This is a genomic window from Polyangium mundeleinium (assembly GCF_028369105.1).
Classification (GTDB): Bacteria; Myxococcota_A; Polyangia; order Polyangiales; family Polyangiaceae; genus Polyangium; species Polyangium mundeleinium.
In genome coordinates, this window is record NZ_JAQNDO010000001.1 from 11,722,831 (window position 1) to 11,740,935 (window position 18,105).

Consider the following 18,105-nt stretch of genomic DNA (forward strand, 5'->3'; position numbering starts at 1 on the left):
CATGCAGCACCCGATCGCCGTCTACGCGGGTAGCTTCGATCCGCCGACGCTCGGCCACCTCGACCTGATGGAGCGCGCGGCGAAGCTCTTCGATCGCGTGATCATCGCGATCGGCCGCCACCCGACGCGCAACCCGCTCTTCAGCTTCGACGAGCGCCTCGCGCTGCTCGCCGAGGTGACGAAGGACATCCCGAACCTCACGGTCGACTCGTTCGACGGCCTGCTCTTCCAGTATTGCGAGAAGGTCGGCGCGCGCGTGATCGTGAGGGGCCTGCGCGCCGCCACGGACTTCGAGTACGAGCTGCAGATCGCGCACGCGAACGCCGACATGGCGCCGCACATCGACACGATCTTCCTGCCGACGCGCACGAATTACGGATTCGTCTCGGCCTCGCTCGTGCGTGAAATCGCGAGCCACGGCGGCGACGTGAGCCATTACGCGCCGCCCGCGGTGAGCGAGGCGCTGCGGAAAAAGTTCGGCCGCGGCTAGCGATAAGGGTCCGTACGCTCCAGCGCGAGCAGCGTCCGCACCACGTACGGCACCGACGCGACCCCGACGAGCTCGGCGAGCGCATACGCAATGTGCTCGCGGCTCGCGTGCGGCGGGATGCCCACGCTCGCGATGCGGTAGCCCTCGCGGGACAGGTCTTCGACGGTCTCGATCTGGACGGCGCTGACGGTCTTGTAGACGGCGATGCGCAGCCGCTTCGGCCGGAGGCGGTCGAGGGCGCGCATGGCGAAGTCGATGCGATCGAACTCTTCGGGGTCGTGGTACTCGACCAGGCGCCGCGGAGCGGTCTCCTCGAAGCGGGCATCCTGGAGCGTGGCGCGCGAGCGCATGGCGGAAGCGTAGCCCCATCCCGTTGGCCTGGACAGCCCCCGGGCACGGTGCCCACGGAACCTGTTGCTCCGGCCCCACGTCGCGCCGAAACTCCCTGCGTGCGTGGCTCGTCCCTCCTCCTCGCGCTCGTTTGCGTCGGCTGCGCGGCTCCGTCCGAGCGCTCGGCCACGCCCATCGTCGATGTTGCCGCGCCCGTCGCGAAGACGGATGCAATCCCATCGGAGGACACGGACGGGCGTGACGCCGACCGCGATGGGATCCCCGACGACACGGACCGCTGCCCGAACGAACCCGAGGATCGTGACAGCTTTGCGGATGACGACGGCTGCCCCGACCCCGACAACGACAACGACGGCGTGGCGGACGCGAACGACAAGTGTCCGGACGAACCCGAGAACAGGGATGGCCACGAGGACGAGGACGGCTGTCCGGAGACGCCACAGGTCCTCGCGAAGCGGGCCTACAAGGAGGCGGTCCTCGCCTCCCAGCGAGGGGACCTCGCCGTGGCGCGGCGGCAATTCGAGGAGGCGTACCGCATTTTGCCGGGGGACCGGGTCCTCTTCCAGCTCGCGACGACCGCGCTCGGCCAGGGGGACCACGACGCGGCGTGCCGGTATTACAAGCAATGGCAAGCGTCGCCCACGGCGCAGGCGAAGCCCCAGGGAATCAGCGCCCTCGACGCCTGCCCCTGATCACTCGAACGTCGCGCGCACCAGCCCGAACTTGTTGTTGAGCTCCGGCGTCGTGAGCTTGTCGAAGATGCGCGGGCCGCCGAGCTCGTTCGCGAGCGAGCCCATGCGGCCGTGCTCGGTCATGAAGTAGAACGTCTTCACGCCCTTCTTCTTCTGCTCCAGGACGTAATCCTGGAACTTCTTGCCGCTGGAGACGAAGGCCGGGACGGCATTGCCGTTGTAGAAGTTCTCGCCCTTCCAGTTCATCTGGAAGGCGATGATCGGCCCGGGGATCTCCTGTTTGGCGTGGTAATACGCGAGCACCGTCTCGCGTTGCCCCCAGTGGGGCGAGGTCTTCACGAAATACACGTCCAGGCCCCAGGCAGCGAAGAGCACGGACACGGCGCAGAGGCCCGTGACGACGTGGCGGCGCGCGCGGGCCCATACGAGGGCGAGCGTGAAGAGGGCGGCGGCGCTCGTGAAGACGAGCAGCGTGGTCCTGAAATCGAGCGTCGAGGGGAACGCGCGCTTGTAGTTGTACGTGAAGAGGTGGAGCAGCCGCACCTGCCCGAGCATGCCTTCGCGCGGGCCCACGAGGTCGCGGCCCACGAAAAAGACGAGCACGCCGCCCGCGATCGCGGCGGCGCCCCACATCACGCGCTCGTATTGCTCGGCGAAGGCATCCGTGATCTTTCGCGCGCCCGAACGTTGCACCATCTCGTCGAGCAGAATGCCCGTGAGCATCGCGGCCGGCGGGAGGGCCGGCATGATGTAATGGTGGAACTTCGTGAGCATGAGCGTGAAGAGCACGAACGCGAAGAGGAACCACATCGCGAGGAAGATCGACGCGTCGCTCCTGCGATCGCCCTCCTCGCGGCGCCTGAGCCACGCGACGAGCGCCGCGGGCACGAGGCCGGTCCACGGGAACATCGCGTAGCCGAGCTGCCAGAGGTAGAAACGGAAGCCGACGTCGTCGCCCTCGTTCGTGTCGTGCACGTGCGTGAAGGCGCGCTTGAACATGTCGTGGAAGAGCAGCCGATCGGTGAAAGGCTGCCCGTGCCGCGCATACATCGCGACGAACCACGGCAGGGCGACGGTGAGCAAAATCAAGAGGCCGGCGACGATTTCGAGGCGGAGCAGGTCGCGATACCGGCGCGAAACGACGATGTACGCGAGGGCGCAGAGCACGGGCAAACCGAACCCGGCCGGCCCCTTGGCCATCGTGGAGAGGGCGGCGAAGAACCAGGCCGCCAGGAAATAAAGCCGCTGCGCGCGCCGCTCGCCCCAGCACATGTACAGCAAGAGGCCGAGCGCCTGGATCCAGAGGACCGCCTGGAGCGCGGGCTGGAGGCCCTTCAGCACGGGGGACGCGTCGCCGCAGACCTGGTTGCCCGGCAGGCCGCAATTCATGGGCGAGCCGGAGCGGAAGGCGTCGGCGTGGAACCGAAGGGAGAACGGCGACGGGAGGATCTCGACGTTGCGCGAGATCAGGTAGAGGATCTGCGGCAATGCGCAGGCGATGATGATGCCGAGGACGAGGTGGTATCCGGAGAAGCGGTATTTCGCTTCGCCCACGGACACCTCGTACACCCGCACCTCGCGCTCCGCGTCCTCGTGAATGCCGAGCAGGAAGAGGGCCATCGCCGCGGACATCGTCGCGACGAAGGGCATGTCGGTCACGGTCTGGTGCGAGACCAGAAACCATTGCGGCATCGTGGTGAGCACGAGGCCACCGAAAAAGCCGGCGCGACGGCCGAAGACCCGCGCGACGGCCTTGTACAGGAGGTACGTCGCGACGAGCGTGACGAGGAAAAAGGGCAAACGGACGGCCCACTCGGGCCAGGGCACGCGCCCCTCGGCGACGGCGGAGAGCATCGCGCCGGGTTGATAACGGACGCCGAACGTCGCCATCGCGATCGACTGCATCCAGAAATCGAGGATGGGCTTCGACCAGAACCAGCCGTCCTGCGCCCACCAGAGCGAGATCCAATCATTCCGCGCGAGGATTTCCCGCGCGACCTCGCCATAGTGGGTCTCCCACGGATCGCTGAGCGAATGGCTCCCGAGCGCCGGCAAATAAAGGAGCGTCACGAGGGTGACGAGCCAGAATCCGTGGCGACGAAGGAGCGGGATGGGTTTGCCGGCGGGATTTTTCTCCCACGCGCCGAGTTTGTCGCCGACGCGGTAGGTGGAGACGACGGCGCCGAGAAAACAGGCAGGAACGGCGAGGCCTGCGCCGATCGGGCCGAGATACCCGGAGACGGCGAAGGAAACCGCGGCAAAGAGGCCAAGGACGGAGCCGCCGAGCAAGCCGAGGGGCTGGGCGAGGTCGGCAAGCGCGATCCGCTTGGCGACGCGCTCGTCGGGGTCGTCGAAGGTGCCGCAGAGGTCGAGGAGGCCAAAGGTGGCGACGAGGATGGCAAGGATGCCGATGGGAACGCCGACGCGGTACTGCGGGCGCAACGCCATGAGGAGGAAGGCGACGAGCGCGCCGGTGGCGAGCGTGGAGGCGCCGCGGACGAGCTGGAGCGGGTTGCCAGGGCGGAGGAGAGGATCGGGGGCGGGAGGGGATTCGGCGGCGTCGGGTTCGTCGCCGGTGTCGTCGTCGGTGTCGTCCGCTTCGTCGGTTTCCGCGTCCGAACCCGCTGTCGCTTCCGCGTCCGAGCCCGCGTCCGCTTCCGCGTCCGGACCCGCTTCCGCTTCCGCGTCCGAACCCGCTTCCGCTTCCGCGTCCGAACCCGCTTCCGCTTCCGCTTCCGGGCCCGCTTCCGTCTCCGTGTCCGTGGCAGACTCTGCGTCCGGCCGGTCGGCTTCATCGTCGGCTGCGTCGGTCGGATCTTGCTTGATCTCGCTCATGGCTCGCGGGCTCGGGGAGGCCATGCACTAGCAAGCCTTCGGGCCGGGGCAAAGGGGGAGGTTTCTCCGGGCCCAGGGCCTTCCGTGGTAAGCTTCACGCATGGCCCTCGCTCGCCCCCTCGATCGCCCGGCGACCCTGGCGGACCTGGAGTCCCTGCCGGAGCACCTCCGCGGCGAGATCATCGACGGCATGCTGTACGTCTTCCCGCGCCCGCGAGCTCCCCACGCGGACGTCGAGGCCGACGTGGTGGATGCGTTGCGAGGCCCGTTTCAAAAAGGCCGAGGTGGTCCCGGCGGCTGGTGGATCCTGCCGGAGCCCGGCATTCAGCTCCCGCGCGCGCCGGAGTTCGTGCCGGATGTGGCTGGATGGCGGCGAGAGCGGCTCGCCCGGCCTCCGGCGGATGGACCGATCACGCTCGTACCGGACTGGATTTGCGAGATTCTATCGCCCACGACGCGAGGATACGATCTGATCGTGAAGCGCCGCTTTTATGCCGACATCGGCGTCGGGCATTTGTGGTACGTCGACCTGGAAGCACGCGCCTTGATGGTGAGCCGGCTCGAGAATGGGCATTGGGTCGAATTGGGGGTGCATGGGGTCGGGGAGAAGGTGCGCGCCGAGCCATTCGATGCCGTGGAGATCGATCTGGCGACGTGGTGGGAGGTGCTGGAAGCGAGAGGGGTTTCGCCTAGCAGCCCGTGGATCTACGCGCCCCCGATCGCGACCCCAACATCTTGCATTTGATGCGGGTACATCCCGCGCCACGTGGCCCGGGAAAATCGTGCCAACCGCCTCGGCGTGCCCCGTACCAGGGCCACCATGGCTGCCCATATCACCAAAACTGCAAGGGCGGAGCCCTTCCGGGCCGCGGCCAGGGCCCGCGGGGTCCCTGCGCCGAGTATTTGACGTAGCACGAGCCCCAAATTGAGCGCGGCGATATGCGCCAGGTAGCGTTTTCTCACGTTCTCCCGGCCTCTCACTCGCACCCTCCTCATTCCGCCCGTCTCGCATGCGTGGGCGAATGTTCGTTCGATGAGCTCTCCACGTTTGCGTTGAAGAGCGCGCCCCTTCGGACGACGCACGCGGTTTCGGTTCCCGTAAAACGTTTGCTGCATATCCCAGCCCTTGTCCACCCATCTGCGGACGGACTGGATCCTCTCCGGGACGTACGTGCGATAGCCGGACACCTTCAACGATAGAAGCAGCTCGGCCTTGTGATACCCCTTGTCCGCCACGACCTCGATCACGGTGCGCTCGGGCTCCGCGTCGCTGCTGCCGCCCTCCGGAGGCGGATCGTCGTCCGAATCGCGCTCCTCGCTGCTCTTGGCCTGCTCGACATTCGTGCGCGCCTGCTCGAGGCTTTGCGCCATCGTCGCTGGGTCGGCCTCGTTCGCTGAATAGACCTCCGCGGCGACCACGACGCCCGTGCTCATGTCGACGACATGCTCGGTCTTGTAGGCCAATCGCGTGCGGCCATCCTTGAGCTTTGCGATGCGGGCATCTTCGTCGGTGGGGCTTTTCCAGTCGGTATTCGACGTCTTCTTTCCCTTGCGCTTGCGGTCGAGTCGCCGAGCATCCTCCATGGTCGGATTCTCGATGCCTTCCTCCTTCGCCAGCCGCTTGATGTAGTCCGCGTACACCTCGCCCGTCTCGCGCCGCACGATCGCCTTCATCGAGGCGTCCGCGCGGAGATACGTCGAGTCCACGCCCATGACTTTGCCATGGAGGAGCCCGGAGCGATTCACGACCCCGAGCACGAAGGCGAACATCCCCTCGAAAACCTCACTGCCGAGGCGCTTGCGCATCTTGGAAAGCGTCGAATGGTCGGGCACCGTTTCGCCGGGCAACAGCCCGAGGTATTCCCGCAGCGACAGCGAGTCCGAGCAGCGCCACTCGAGCCCACGCTCGGACTCGATCCCCTCGAAGTAGCCGACCAGCAGCATCCGGAAGTAAAGCCCAGGCGGGATCGATGGCCTCCCCGCCGTCCCGTCGGCCTCGAAATACTTCGCGCACGCCGCCTCCATGGCCCGGTCAAACCCGTTCTCGCGAAGAAGCTCGTTCAGCTTCTCGTAGAACCGGTGCCCCGGCGACCGCGGCAGCGAAGGCGCCGCCACCCAGAGCGACGCCTGCTTCTCACGTGTTCGCCCCATCGACATGACGCGGACAAACTACCATCGACGCCAGTTCCTGTCGAGCCTCCTTCGGGATAAGTCCACAGGCTGCTAGGGAGCCGTGAGCCTCTCCACGACCTGACGGATCCCCCGGGCGACGTCGGTCCACGCCTCGTCGGGATCGGCCCAGGTCTTGATCGGCTTTCCGTCCCGCGGCAGGGCCTGGAGCGCTCCGAAGGGTGTATTCTTCTGCCAGCCCTCGCAGTGCCGTAGGATGATCGGAATGACGACCGCCTCTCCGGACGCGCGGCGCTCCATGGCCCTCTGCATCTCGATATCATAGCAGTATTTGGAGTCGACGAAATCGGAACTCACGAGCAGCAGGATGATCGCGGCTCGGTTGAGGTTCTCGTCGATGGCAGGCTTCCACTCGTCACCAGCACCGATTCGTCGGTCATGCCAGCTTCGGATCGCGCCGCTGCGCCTCAAGAGGGAAAGGTGCTTCTCCAGCTCGACCCGATATGCCTCATCTATGTGCGAATACGAAATAAAGATGTCGAGCGGCGCATTCATGGGGACCTCCTCGATGACGTGACAACATTCACGGTTCGTCCAGAAGCACGACGACTTTCGTCGTCCTGTCGGCGTTGGGCGGCGGTGCGTCGAGGGTCGGGTTGAGCGGCATATTCAGTCCAATACAAAGTGCAGTCCTCTTGATGTCGTCGTGTGCGACGACCCCCGTTGCCCACGTTGTCTGCCCGACCAATACCTCGACATGGAGACCTTTGCCCGCGAGCATGTCTCCGATGGTCACCGGAACCCGCCGTGGAGAGCGCACATTTCCTTTCGTATGGGCATCCGAGATCGGGATGCAGCCAATCCATTCGCGTGCGTCGACGCGCCGAAAACATACCTGGCCGTCGTCGGGGACATCGTTGCCGTTCACGCGGACACTGTACAGCCGGATCAATTCATCCTGCTTCGGCGGAAGAGCGTCGGCGCAAGCGCCTGGGACAGATGCACGATCCGAGGCACACTTACCGCAGTACTGGGCGGATTCCTTGCAAACCTGTTTCAGCCTGCTCGTATTGGACGGGTCCGTTCGGCACTCGATACCCCCGCAGCAAGAGGAACCACTTGGCGTCTGTGCAACCGGAACCGTCGTTTTGACAGAGGACTCATAGCCCTGCTCGTTGACGGACGGAGGCGAAACGCCCTGGTTCGGAGAGGCGCTCCCGTAAATACCCTTGAAAATACCCACACAGAACAGGACGACAAAGACACCCGCGAGCATCATCCATGACGTGCGAGACCACGAACGAGCTTCCGGAGTTCGAGAAAGCGGCCCGGTGCCGGCTCCAGGAGACGGCAGACTCAAATGAGGCTGGCTCCAACGAAGGTCCGGCGAAGATGGATGCGCCCCCCCGAAATCCGGGGAGGACGCGTGCATCGGTCTCGGATCGGACGGAAAGGAGGGTGCGCTCGACCTGTACGACGGAATTGAGCCTTGGTTCTGCGCCTCGATCGTCTTCACGATAGAGCGGATCGACTCCGCGACCAGGCTCCAAGCGTCATCCGGCTGTGGCCACCTCTCCACGGGCACGAGATTGGAGGGGAGCACGTGGAGCCCGGCTGGCCTCACGCCCGTGGCTTTTATATCGAGCGACCTCACCAGAACGGGCACGACCCACGCCGTACGCTCCTCATGCCGCGCATAAGCCCGGTGTTCCTCGGCGTTGCACTCGCGGGACGCAGCGTAATCCGAGGTGAGCAAACATAAAATGATCTGTGCACGTTCGAGATCGGGATGGACATCAAGCCGTGTCTTGCCAGCCAAGACATTGTCGGTGTGGGAAATTCGTATCCGTCCGCGGGTGAGGAGCCCGGCGAGATGCTTCTCGAGCGCTCGGTAGGCTTCGACATCCTTGGGTGCCTTCGCGGCGAAGGAGATGAAGACGTCAACAGGCATCCGCGACTCTCCGATGGCCCAGCGGGTGATCCGTGCTCCGTCTCCGGAAGCCGGAAGAGTGTGCGACGCTACCGCAGTTTGTCGGCCGCTGGCAAGTGCCGAGCAGATCCTGACCTGGGCCGCCCCCTGCGACAGGTTGCACGCGTCAAACCACCACCTCCTGCCTCCTTCCCTTATCCCCTGCCCCACCCACTCCGGACGCTCCGCTCTCCGCCTCGCACCATGGCAGACGCCGTTTTCCCCCCTCGACACGCGTCCACCCCCGCAGTCCATCGTGACCGGCGCCCCCTGACGCCCTTCTACCCCGGCAGTCCATCCTGACCTGACCCCGTCGACGCGTGTCGACCCCGGCCGTCCATCGTCACCCGCCCCCCTCGACACGCGGCGACCCCCGCAGACCATCGTGACCAGCGCCCCCTGACGCCCTTCTACCCCGGCCGTCCATCGTCACCCGCCCCCCTCGACACGCGTCGACCCCCGCGGACCATCGTCACCCGCACCCCCTGACGCGTATCCACCCCTCTCGTCAGCTTCTCCAGCGTCTTTTCAGCGCAGCCCGCCCCCCTGGCACACCCGCTGCCCATTCCCCCCGCACCATGCCCGCGCCCCCCTCCCCTGCGAAGCCCCTGCTCACATTTGCGGCGTGTATCGCCCTCGCCGCCTGCGAACCCCCTTCCCCGCAGTCCGAGCTTTTCACCCAGGATCCCGACGCGCCGACGCCGACGACCGAATTCCAGATCACCTACACGATCGACGCGGCCACGCCGCTCCTCCTCGATCTACGCGGCAGCTCGACCGGCGATCCTTACGCATTGACGTGTGCGCAAAACGAGCTCGTCGTCGGCCTTCGGGGACGGAGCGACACGACCGTCGGCGCGCTGGGGCTGATTTGTGCGCGAATGCAGGAGAATGGCACGTTCACGCAACACGACGAAAGGCCGATGATCGGGGGGACGACGGGGGAAGCGTTTTCCTCGGAATGCCCGCAGAGCGAGGCCGTCATCGCCGTGCGCGGCCGCGCCGGGACCACGCTCGATCGCATCGGCGTGCGCTGCGCGCGCGTGCGTCCGTGGGTGCAAATGGGCGCGCCCGGGAGCATCGAGCCCTCGTTCGGCGGCACCAGCGGCGTGCCGTTCACGGAGACCTGTCCGCCCGGGTATTTCCTGCAAGGGCTGCTCGGCTACGCGGCCGGGGCCGTCCACAGCACGCAGGGCTTGTGCGTGCCGATCGTCACCTGAATCATTTGTAAAGCGTGACCGTGTACGCGCGCGGCAATTCGGGGCCCTCGTCCGGGTCGAACGGGTGGCTCCGGTCGATGCTGCCCACGTTGACGCCGACGACCATGAGCCCGGCGAGGCCTCGCAGGTCGCGAATCGTGCGATCGGCGTGGGTCGCGCCATTGATGCCGGCGATCGTCGCGCGGCCGACCTCGGCGCCCGCGCGGTCGATCTTCACGAGCGTCCAGTGGAAAAACACGCCGAGCTCCCAGTCCGCAGCGAAGGTGATTTCGGCGTCCTCGGGCGCGCCTTGCAAATCGAGCCAGAGGTAGGTCATGCCGGTCGCCTCGATCGGCCGGAACGGCGCGAGCCTGCGCGGCAAGGTGTCGTAGGCAATGGCCCATTCGAAACGGACGCGGCCGAAATCGCCGAACCGCTCGACGTCCACGAGGTGGCCGCCGTCGCTCCGCGAGCCCACGAACGCGCGGTCGACCGCAAAATCGAGGAGGAGGTCCTCGAAAGGTTTTTCGCGCGCGCGGGCATTGCTGCGCAAGGCGTCGAAGAGGTCGGGCTCGTTGGCGAAATGAAGCGCGGAAGCCTCGGTGCGCTGGCCGGCGACGGCGAGCAAGCCCCAAAGGACGCCGGGAGCCACGCCCGTGCCGTAGGTCTCGTCGAGGAAACGCGCGAAGAGGAAGGCGCCCGTGGGTTCGTCGGGGCTCGCGAGCGTGGTGAGCGAACGCTCGGGCGCGCGCTGGAAATCGTCGACGGCGGCGGCGTCGACGAGGCCACAATCGACGATCGTGGCGGCGAGTTCGGTCGAGGCCATGCCGATGGCGGAGGGCTCGGCGCCCGCGTCGAGGCGGAGCACGGAGGCATGGGCGAGGGCGCGGGTGACGGCGGCGTCGAATTCGCAGCCAGCCGCAGGATCGGGCGGCGGGAGGACGGTAAACGCAGACGTGTGGTCCCAAGCGCCGCCCGTGGCAATGCCGTCGGGGACGGTGAAGGGCGGAAGGGCGCCTTCGACGAGGTAAAGGTCGTACCGCGCGTCGCCGCCGCGATCGTCGTCGGGCAAGGGGAGCGGCAAGCCAAGCGCGGTCATGGCGCGGAGCGAACGTTCGGCAGAGGCGAGCGCGCGGAGGATCGAGCCCTCGGCCACGGAGGCGCCCGCGTGGACGCAGACGGGCGCGAGGAAGGAACAAGCGGCCCTCGGGACGGAGGCGACAAGCGGGCGTTCGCGGGCCGGGAGAACGGAGGGCCCAGCGCGGTGGACGGCAGGAGGGGCGGCGACGGGAGCGGACGCGGACGCAGAAGCGGAAGCGGAAGCGGAAGCGGAAGCGGACGCGGACGCGGACGCGGACGCGGAGGCGGCAGCGGCAGCGACCAGGATTCCTGCCCACCCGAGGGCCCAGCGACGGCGCGACGAGCGCGATGCCGCCATTTGACACCCCTCGGCGCGACGCCCTACAACCATGAGGTCCGAGCTCGTCGGGCTCCGAAGGCCGCTCGACACGGGTAGGGTATGTACACGAATGCGGGGACTTTGTCGTTCGACCTCGCCGAAGGGCTCGTGCGGCTCGGCGGAGAAGCGCGCCTCGTCGTGCCCGCCTCTGCGCTCATGGCGCTCTGGGGCGGCGCGAGCCCAGCCGCGCGGCGCGTCTTTGGTCGAGCTCTCGGCGAGTCGATCGGACGCGCCGCCGCCAAACGTCTCGCCACCGAAGGCGCAGACCCAACACACGCGATGCTCGACGCGAGCCCCGAAGCCGCGCTCTCCGAGCTCGCCGCCGCGTGGGCGCTCGCCGGGCTCGGCGCGCTCGATCTCGAGCGGTGGGGCCGCGCGCTCGTGTTCGTCGTGGCGAGCTCACCCCTCGGCACGGACGGCGACGAGCTCTGCGAGATCACGCTCGAAGGCGCGCTGTCCGTGGCGAGCGGCAAGAGCGCGCGGGTCGTGCGGATCGAGCGCGTCGAGGCGCGCGCGCGGTTCTTCGTGAGCAACGCAGGTGCGACGGCGAGGATGCGCGCGGAGCTCGCGCGAGGCACGGTATGGGCCGAGGTGCTCGCCGAGCTCGACGAGCCCGCCTCCCGAGGTGACGCTTGAGCGACGACGACGACCAGGACTGGCCCGGCTCGCCGGAGACGAAGGTTTCGAAATCCACGCCGGACCTCGTGCCGCCCGCATCGTCGCGACAACCGCGGTCGCTCAAAGACGAGCTGCCGCTCGACGACGCCTTGCCCGGCATCCTCGATCCCGACGCCGAGCCGCTCCCCGAATCCGAAGAGCGTCCCCCAGCCTCGCGCAAGGTCGCGAGCGTGCGCGTTCCGGACGCGCGCGGCGACGAGCGCGTCGACGACTACTCGACCTGGGAGATCGACGGCCTCACGGCCGAGCCTCCGCCCACGCGCAAGGCCGGCTGGCTCGGCGTGGAACGAAAGGCGCCGGGCGAGGACGCGCGCGTGCGCATCGAGCCCAACGCCGCCCAGGGGCCCGCGCTCGTGCGGCGCGTGCTGCCGGAGGACGAGCTCGTCGCGCTCGGCTCGCCTGCACGCGCCCACCGCCCTGCCACGTTCGGCGAGCTGCTCGACGCTTCGCTTTTGCTCGGTGAGGAGGGGGAGTGAGGCCCTCACCCTGGCGAGGGGCGAGGGACGCTCAGAGGCGAATCAAGCTCCCTTTTTGGGAGGCTGCTGGGGCGACATCGTCCGCGCCATGAACGAGTAGACGTCCATCTTGTCGCGCGGCGGCTGCCCCTTCTCGGTGAGCTTCTGCGCGATGTCGTCGACGAGCGCGCGCATGCGCTCGTACGTGGCCGCGCTCGGCGCACGCTCGTACTTGAGCGGGAAGCTCATCATCGCCGCCTGCTTCTCGTAGAACGACGGCTTCACGAAGACGTGCTCCTCCGGCGTCATGAGCGCCGAGAGCACCGTCGCGAGCGGCCACGTCGCGAGCTTCGCCTTCCCGAGGACCGCGACGAGACGATCAAAGCGCGCGTCGTACGCATCGGAACCATGGAGCAAATCGCGCACCGCCTCGGCGACGGCACGGTCATGCTCGGCCGCCATCTTGCTGAACGGGATGATGTCGCCGAGCGGGTGCAAGAGGCCCGTCGCGGCCTTGTGGATCGTGCGCACGTTCGCCACGATCTCCGCGAACGCGCCGGCCTGGATCTGCTTGTCGAGCACGTCGCGCGCGAGGAGATCCCGCGCCGTGGCCATCGCGATCGCGCGCGTCGCCTTCGCCTTCTTGGCCGTCGGGTTCGGATCCTCGACCCCGCGCTCCTCCTTGGCGAACCGCGCGCTCGTGAAGCCGCCCGGGAAGATCTCCAGGAACAACGCGAACTGCGCGTCGAAGTTCGGCAGGACGGGCGCCACCGCCTTCTGCTTGGGCTTGCCCGACGGCGACCTCTGATCCTTGAGCCCGCGGACCTTCTTCTCGAGGGCTCGCGCCTCCGCGGCGCCGAGCGTGACCGGCTCGAGCTTCGACCAGAAGGCCTTGGCGATCGAGTGGCTCATGCCATCCTCGAAGTCGTAAAAGCGCTTGTCGTCGCGTTCTTCGGAGAGATAGCCGAGGCCCCACTCGGGACAGCCCGGGTGCTTGACGATCATCGGCGCGACGGCGGAGGCAGGGGGGACGTTCACGGTCATGGGCGGCCAGAGTAGCCCATGAGGAGCGCGGCGCACGCGATGTCCTCGCTCAATTCAGCTCGCGCCCGCCCGGCATGAGCGTGTGCCTCTGCATCGCGAGGACCTCGGCGACGCGGCGAACACGCGCGCGCGGCGAGAGCGTCTCGAGGATCGCTTGACGTTCGCGTGCGTCGAGCACGAGGTGGTTCGCGCAGAGGTCAGCGAGCAAAGCCGGCTTCGCGTCGCGCGGCAAGCGAAACTCGAAGCCGCGATCCCGCTCCCGAACGAACTGCGCGAATGCCGTCGCGGTCGAGACCAACGCCGACAACTCGCTCTGCGTGATTTCCTCGTCCGGAGGCACGAGCACCTCCGCGGCCGCACGCCGGTACGGCGGATCGAACGGGAGTTCCGACAGACGAACCCGCACGCGTCCACGCAGGAGGATGTTGAACCGACCGCCCGGCAGCTCCGTGTGGTCGAGGATCGTGCCGAGCCCGGCGACCTGCGCAATCTCTGGATGCCCGTGCACGTCCACCGGGCGCTCGTTCGTGATCATCACGACCGCCATCGAGCGGTGTGTCTTCAGCACGTCGGCCACCATCGCGCGGTACCGCGGCTCGAAGACGTGCAGGGGCAAGAGCGCGCCTGGAAAGAGCACCGCGTTCGGCAGCGGGAAGAGGGGCAACGCAGGGAGCGCCTCCAGCAGATCCGAAAGGGTGTTCATCGAACGAACGTAGCACGCACCACAGGCAGGGCGTACGCCGAGGGCCTCGAACGGACGCGGCTCAGCGGCCGAGCGCGGCGAGCGCGAGCGCGCGTCCTTCGCTCGTGGCGAACGTTCCGCTGAACGCGAAGGTCTCCACGATCGCCCCGGTTTTCCGCTCGCCCCGCGACACGAGGCAGGTGTGCGTGAGCGAGAGCTTGCAGAGCGCGCCCTTCGCTTCGAGCTCGCGGCTGATGAGGTCGACCACCGTGGCGCCGATCTGCTCCTGGAGCGTCAACCTGCGCGCCACGACGTCGACGACGCGGGCGAGCGTGCCGATGCCCGCGACGCGCGCGCCCGGCTGGTACGCGACGATCGCCGAGCCGAACGCGGGCAAGAGGTGATGCGGGCAGATGGTCGTGACCGCGAGGTCACGCACGACGACGATGCCCGTGCCCGTGTCGGTCACGCCGAGCGAGCCCTCGCGCAGCACGGCGGCCGCGTCGATCGACTCGCCTTCGAGCAGGTCGTCGGCCCACGCGTCGGCCACGCGCTCGCCCGTGCCCTCGAGCTCGCCCACGGGCTCGTGGCCGAGGGCGCGCAGAAAGTCCTCCACGGCCCGCGCGGCAGCTCTGCGATCGATCATGATGGTCAGTTATACAGCGGCTTCGAGGGGATCCCGATGGGCTTGCGCCCGGAAAAACCCTGATCGACTTCGTGCCAGTGCTCGACCGCCCGCTCGCCGTACCGCCAGCAGAGCCAGACGTCGCGGCCCTCGATCTGCCCGAGGAAATCGCAGAGGCCGATGCGCGGATCCTTCACGGCGACGCCGAGCTCCTCGATGGCGCGCCAGCCCTGTTCGTAGACCAGGAGCTCGGCCCGGAGCGCGCGCTCGTCGGGGTCGAGCGCCTCTTCGCCTTCGATCATCACGAGCAATCGCTCGCCGTGGCCACGCGCCCGCATCGCGCGCAGGCGCTGGTCGATGTCGAACGCGCGGCGCATCTGCTCCCCGACGAGGAGCGAGAGGCGTGGCACGAGCGCGTTCGCTTCCGAAACCGTCCAGATGCGCCGGCCGCTCAAGGGGACTCTTTCTCGCCCTCGGCCCCGCCCGGCGGCGCCGCGACCTTGCGAGCCGGATCGTGGTTGCACGGGTTGATCGACCAGAGCACGCGCACGCTCCGCGGCAGGACCGGGTGCGACGTCATCACGGTGCAGGTCTCGCAGGCCGTCGGGAACCCCCGATCGTCCTCGCAGCGCATGCAGGGCTCGACGATCTTCGTGGTCTCTTCGAGGTCGTCGCGCAGGCGGTTCAGGACCGCGAGCTTCTCCTTCAGCTCGTCGATCCGCGCGGCGAGGACCTTCGTGGCCTGCTGCGCGGCCGCGGACCCCGACGACGCCGTCTTCTTCACGTCGAGGATGGCCTTGATGTCGTCGAGCGACAGGCCCGCCATGCGCATGTCCGTCACGAGCATCAGCCGGTCGAGCTCGGTGCGTTCGAACAGCCGATGCCCGCCGTCGGTGCGCCGGGCGGGCCGCAAGATGCCCTCTTCCTCGTAAAAACGCACGGTGCGGAGCGTGCTGTTCGACAGCCGCGCCATTTCACCGGTGGTCAAGAGCTGCGTTTCGCGCGGGCGGTCCGCCTCCGCGTGCGCACCCCCCTCGGCAGGCGCGTCGGTGGGCGGTGCAGGTGCATGAGGATCCACGGGTTTCGAGGGTACATGAGGTTACGTAACCGGCAAGAGGGCTTCCCGTCCGCGCTCGTCTGTTTACGTCCCCACATGCTTACTTTTCATATCCCCTCCAGGTTTGCGCAGGCCGCTATGAACGACGGTTCTCACCCCGCGAGGCGAAGCACGAAACTCCGCTTCGCCGCTTGAATTCGATGGAGGCACATCACTTGCTCACAGGCCCGGCATGCACTTGCGCTTGCTCCCTCTCACGGGCCTCGCCGCGATCACGACCCTCGCCATGACCCAGCACGCCGACGCGGCCGGCGCCTGGCTCCCGGGCGGAGAGACGACGCCGATCGAGCAGCGCGTGGCCGTCGCCGTCGGTCCCACGCGCTCCACGATGTGGACGAGCCTTCGCGCCTCGGCCGATACCGGCCCGTTCGGGATCATCGTCCCCGTCGCCCCGGGCGCCGCGCTCGATCACAGCTCCGACGCGTGGCTCGAAGCCCTCAACACGGCGACCGCGCCGCGCATCTTCCCGCCGACCGGCGTGACCCCGACGTGCCCCGGCGAGGAGATCCCCGACGGCTCGGATCCGTTCCACGTGACCGACGACCTCGGCACGCTCGAGAGCCTCGCGCCCCTCGAATCCACCCTCTTGCCGGACATGGCCGCGGTCGTCGCGTGGGCGAACCAGCACGGCTTCGGGATCGCGCCCGATGTCTACGCCACGCTCGACAAGATGGTCGGCAAGCGCTTCTTCGCCGAGCGCTTCGACGCGCCGAACGCGCCGTTCGTCACCTCCACCTTGCGTGTCGTGTCCCCGACGCAGGACCCGGTGCTTCCACTCGCCGTGACGCGCGCCGGCACCGCGGATCTGCGCGTCACGGCATGGCTGCTCGGCAAGGGCAGGGCCGCGCTCGCGGGCAGCAAGCCGATCACGCTCTCGACGAACGATCTGCACTGGAGCGCAGGCGACGGCGATTCGAACTACGTCACGCTGCGCGCGGACAGGCTCCTCGCCGGCGGGCCGAGCGCGGTGTTGATCGAGGCGGCGAGCCACGAAGCGCTCGTGAGCAACGAGCCGATCGCGAACGGGACGAGCTCGGTCACGGGCGTGGTGACGAGCTTCTTCCAGCGCGCCGCGATCTACGGCGACGGGAACCCGAGCGCGTCGGCCTGCATCACGGTGGCCGCGGTCGCGCTCGACGAACCTTATGCGGTGGCCGAGAGCTGTCCGCGCGCCGGGCTCGGGATCGTGGGCGGCGGGCCTGCGTGCGTGGAGTCGCCCGCCGGCGCGGAGATCCATCCGGCGAAGCTACGCTGCGGCGGCATCACCGACGACCTCGCCGTCGCGCTCTCCGGCATGGTCCCGCAGGACGCGGTGCTCACGCGCGCGACGATGTTCATCGCGAAAAACGCGGTCGGCAGCACGTGGCCCGTGACGTTCGAGCCCGCGGCGTCGGACGTGAAGCCCTTGCTCACGGCGACGAGCCTCGATCTCGGCTCCTGTGGCGGGAACAGCAGCACGACGGGAAGCAGCACCAGCTCGAGCTCGGGCGGCAGCTCGAGCTCGGGCGGGCAAGGCGGTTCGAACGGCGTCGGCGTGGGCGTCGGCGGATCGGCAGGTTCGTACTACGACGACGACTACGACAGCGACGTCAACTGCGCCTGCGTGGGTACCGCGGATCCGGTGATCACCGACGACACGGGCAGCGGGGGCGACGACTATTATTACGACGACTCGTCGAGCGAGGACTGCAGCGGCGACACCACGGAGGATGACTATTACGACGACTCGTCGAGCGAAGACTGCAGCGGCGACACCACGGAGGACGACTCCTACGACGATTCCTACGACGACTCGTCGAGCGAAGACTGCAGCGGCGACACCTCCGACGACGACACTTACGACGACTCTTACGACGACTCGTCGAGCGAGGACTGCGGCGGCGACACGGACGACGACAGCGAGAGCAGCGACTCGGACTGCAGCGGCGACACGGACGACGGCAGCGACAGCGACGACTGGGGCGACTGGGAAGAGGCGCGCAAGTCGAGCAGCGCGGCTCGGCGCGTCGCGACGATCGACGTGTCCCATCACGACGACGCATCGTCGGCCGCGCATCACGCACCGGCGAAGAAGCATCGCAAGCGCGGGCCCAAGGCGTCCGTGATCACGCTGGGCTTGCTCGCGATCCTCGCGCCGCTGCGTCGCCTCGCGCGGCCGGACCGTTCGCGGCGTGGCTCCAAGGACAAACCCCGACGCGAGCGCGTTTCATCGTGAGGGCCCCGCATGCCCGCTTCGGGGCTGTCCCGGGCGAGCGGGCACGCGGCCCGAGCCCTTCGACGCGGCAGGAAAACGTCGGGGGATCCCCCCCGGGCCGTGTTGCCGTCCGGGCCGGCGTGATAGGATACTCGAATCATGAATCGCGCCGGGCGCCAGACTCG

At 67.9% G+C, this 18,105-nt stretch carries 18 protein-coding genes; 7 read left to right on the top strand and 11 right to left on the bottom strand.

Annotated features, from left to right (window positions below):
• Position 1: 1 nt before the first annotated feature.
• Positions 2-490 (top strand): pantetheine-phosphate adenylyltransferase, encoded by a 489-nt coding sequence (gene coaD, locus POL67_RS46225; protein WP_271927961.1) that lies wholly within the window; start codon positions 2-4, stop codon positions 488-490.
• Here the strand turns inward: coaD and POL67_RS46230 are convergent.
• Positions 487-840, bottom strand: coding sequence for a hypothetical protein (locus POL67_RS46230; protein ID WP_271927963.1), 354 nt, complete (start codon positions 838-840; stop codon positions 487-489). The two genes, coaD and POL67_RS46230, sit on opposite strands and share 4 nt — an antisense overlap.
• Positions 841-939: 99 nt before the next feature.
• Between POL67_RS46230 and POL67_RS54580 the strand changes: the two genes are divergently transcribed.
• The gene (locus tag POL67_RS54580; RefSeq protein WP_276076147.1) at positions 940-1,533 is read left to right on the top strand and encodes a tetratricopeptide repeat protein; all 594 of its coding nucleotides are present in this window, start codon (positions 940-942) and stop codon (positions 1,531-1,533) included.
• On the opposite strand, the gene POL67_RS46240 is transcribed toward POL67_RS54580, so the two are convergent.
• Positions 1,534-4,368: an ArnT family glycosyltransferase gene (locus tag POL67_RS46240; protein ID WP_271927965.1), complete on the bottom strand. Its 2,835-nt coding sequence runs from the start codon at positions 4,366-4,368 to the stop codon at positions 1,534-1,536.
• A gap of 100 nt (positions 4,369-4,468) precedes the next feature.
• Between POL67_RS46240 and POL67_RS46245 the strand changes: the two genes are divergently transcribed.
• Complete coding sequence (locus POL67_RS46245; protein ID WP_271927967.1) at positions 4,469-5,113, top strand: Uma2 family endonuclease; 645 nt, start codon at positions 4,469-4,471, stop codon at positions 5,111-5,113.
• Here the strand turns inward: POL67_RS46245 and POL67_RS46250 are convergent.
• The 3 genes from POL67_RS46250 to POL67_RS46260 all read right to left on the bottom strand — a co-directional run bounded on the left by POL67_RS46250 (position 5,074) and on the right by POL67_RS46260 (position 8,449).
• A complete protein-coding gene (locus tag POL67_RS46250) occupies positions 5,074-6,519 on the bottom strand; it encodes a transposase (RefSeq protein WP_271915888.1) in 1,446 nt (481 codons plus the stop codon). The two genes, POL67_RS46245 and POL67_RS46250, sit on opposite strands and share 40 nt — an antisense overlap.
• Positions 6,520-6,591: 72 nt before the next feature.
• Entirely contained in the window at positions 6,592-7,053 is a 462-nt protein-coding gene (locus POL67_RS46255) for a TIR domain-containing protein (protein ID WP_271927970.1), read from the bottom strand.
• 28 nt (positions 7,054-7,081) lie between these two features.
• Positions 7,082-8,449 (bottom strand): TIR domain-containing protein, encoded by a 1,368-nt coding sequence (locus tag POL67_RS46260; protein WP_271927973.1) that lies wholly within the window; start codon positions 8,447-8,449, stop codon positions 7,082-7,084.
• A gap of 596 nt (positions 8,450-9,045) precedes the next feature.
• On the opposite strand from POL67_RS46260, the gene POL67_RS46265 reads away from it, so the two are divergent.
• A complete protein-coding gene (locus POL67_RS46265; protein ID WP_271927975.1) occupies positions 9,046-9,687 on the top strand; it encodes a hypothetical protein in 642 nt (213 codons plus the stop codon).
• Between the two features lies 1 nt (position 9,688).
• Here POL67_RS46265 and POL67_RS46270 read toward each other — a convergent pair whose 3' ends face one another.
• Positions 9,689-10,822, bottom strand: coding sequence for a hypothetical protein (locus tag POL67_RS46270; RefSeq protein ID WP_271927978.1), 1,134 nt, complete (start codon positions 10,820-10,822; stop codon positions 9,689-9,691).
• Between the two features lie 363 nt (positions 10,823-11,185).
• On the opposite strand from POL67_RS46270, the gene POL67_RS46275 reads away from it, so the two are divergent.
• Both POL67_RS46275 and POL67_RS46280 read left to right on the top strand, forming a co-directional pair.
• Positions 11,186-11,761, top strand: coding sequence for a hypothetical protein (locus tag POL67_RS46275; protein WP_271927981.1), 576 nt, complete (start codon positions 11,186-11,188; stop codon positions 11,759-11,761).
• The gene (locus POL67_RS46280) at positions 11,758-12,279 is read left to right on the top strand and encodes a hypothetical protein (RefSeq protein ID WP_271927983.1); all 522 of its coding nucleotides are present in this window, start codon (positions 11,758-11,760) and stop codon (positions 12,277-12,279) included. Before POL67_RS46275 ends, POL67_RS46280 begins: the two co-directional genes overlap by 4 nt.
• Positions 12,280-12,321: 42 nt before the next feature.
• On the opposite strand, the gene POL67_RS46285 is transcribed toward POL67_RS46280, so the two are convergent.
• The 5 genes from POL67_RS46285 to POL67_RS46305 form a co-directional block, all read right to left on the bottom strand.
• The gene (locus POL67_RS46285) at positions 12,322-13,296 is read right to left on the bottom strand and encodes a hypothetical protein (protein WP_271927986.1); all 975 of its coding nucleotides are present in this window, start codon (positions 13,294-13,296) and stop codon (positions 12,322-12,324) included.
• 55 nt (positions 13,297-13,351) lie between these two features.
• Positions 13,352-14,005, bottom strand: a complete 654-nt coding sequence (locus POL67_RS46290; RefSeq protein WP_271927988.1) for an LON peptidase substrate-binding domain-containing protein — start codon at positions 14,003-14,005, stop codon at positions 13,352-13,354.
• A 61-nt stretch (positions 14,006-14,066) separates the two neighbouring features.
• A complete protein-coding gene (folE, locus tag POL67_RS46295; protein WP_271927991.1) occupies positions 14,067-14,630 on the bottom strand; it encodes a GTP cyclohydrolase I in 564 nt (187 codons plus the stop codon).
• A 5-nt stretch (positions 14,631-14,635) separates the two neighbouring features.
• Positions 14,636-15,064 (bottom strand): DUF2203 domain-containing protein, encoded by a 429-nt coding sequence (locus POL67_RS46300; RefSeq protein WP_271927993.1) that lies wholly within the window; start codon positions 15,062-15,064, stop codon positions 14,636-14,638.
• Positions 15,061-15,687, bottom strand: a complete 627-nt coding sequence (locus POL67_RS46305; RefSeq protein WP_271927995.1) for a helix-turn-helix domain-containing protein — start codon at positions 15,685-15,687, stop codon at positions 15,061-15,063. Before POL67_RS46305 ends, POL67_RS46300 begins: the two co-directional genes overlap by 4 nt.
• A gap of 211 nt (positions 15,688-15,898) precedes the next feature.
• On the opposite strand from POL67_RS46305, the gene POL67_RS46310 reads away from it, so the two are divergent.
• On the top strand, positions 15,899-17,941 hold the full coding sequence (locus POL67_RS46310; RefSeq protein WP_271927996.1) for a DUF2330 domain-containing protein: 2,043 nt from the start codon (positions 15,899-15,901) through the stop codon (positions 17,939-17,941).
• The last annotated feature ends 164 nt before the right edge of the window (positions 17,942-18,105 follow it).

Coding starts and splice junctions, on each gene's coding strand:
- POL67_RS46245 (WP_271927967.1), top strand. CDS start 4,469: ATGGCCCTCGCTCGCCCCCTCGATCGCCCGGCGACCCTGGCGGACCTG.
- POL67_RS46290 (WP_271927988.1), bottom strand. CDS start 14,005: ATGAACACCCTTTCGGATCTGCTGGAGGCGCTCCCTGCGTTGCCCCTC.
- coaD (WP_271927961.1), top strand. CDS start 2: ATGCAGCACCCGATCGCCGTCTACGCGGGTAGCTTCGATCCGCCGACG.
- folE (WP_271927991.1), bottom strand. CDS start 14,630: ATGATCGATCGCAGAGCTGCCGCGCGGGCCGTGGAGGACTTTCTGCGC.
- POL67_RS46240 (WP_271927965.1), bottom strand. CDS start 4,368: ATGAGCGAGATCAAGCAAGATCCGACCGACGCAGCCGACGATGAAGCC.
- POL67_RS46250 (WP_271915888.1), bottom strand. CDS start 6,519: ATGGGGCGAACACGTGAGAAGCAGGCGTCGCTCTGGGTGGCGGCGCCT.
- POL67_RS46255 (WP_271927970.1), bottom strand. CDS start 7,053: ATGAATGCGCCGCTCGACATCTTTATTTCGTATTCGCACATAGATGAG.
- POL67_RS46310 (WP_271927996.1), top strand. CDS start 15,899: ATGCACTTGCGCTTGCTCCCTCTCACGGGCCTCGCCGCGATCACGACC.
- POL67_RS46275 (WP_271927981.1), top strand. CDS start 11,186: ATGTACACGAATGCGGGGACTTTGTCGTTCGACCTCGCCGAAGGGCTC.
- POL67_RS46260 (WP_271927973.1), bottom strand. CDS start 8,449: ATGCCTGTTGACGTCTTCATCTCCTTCGCCGCGAAGGCACCCAAGGAT.
- POL67_RS46265 (WP_271927975.1), top strand. CDS start 9,046: ATGCCCGCGCCCCCCTCCCCTGCGAAGCCCCTGCTCACATTTGCGGCG.
- POL67_RS46230 (WP_271927963.1), bottom strand. CDS start 840: ATGCGCTCGCGCGCCACGCTCCAGGATGCCCGCTTCGAGGAGACCGCT.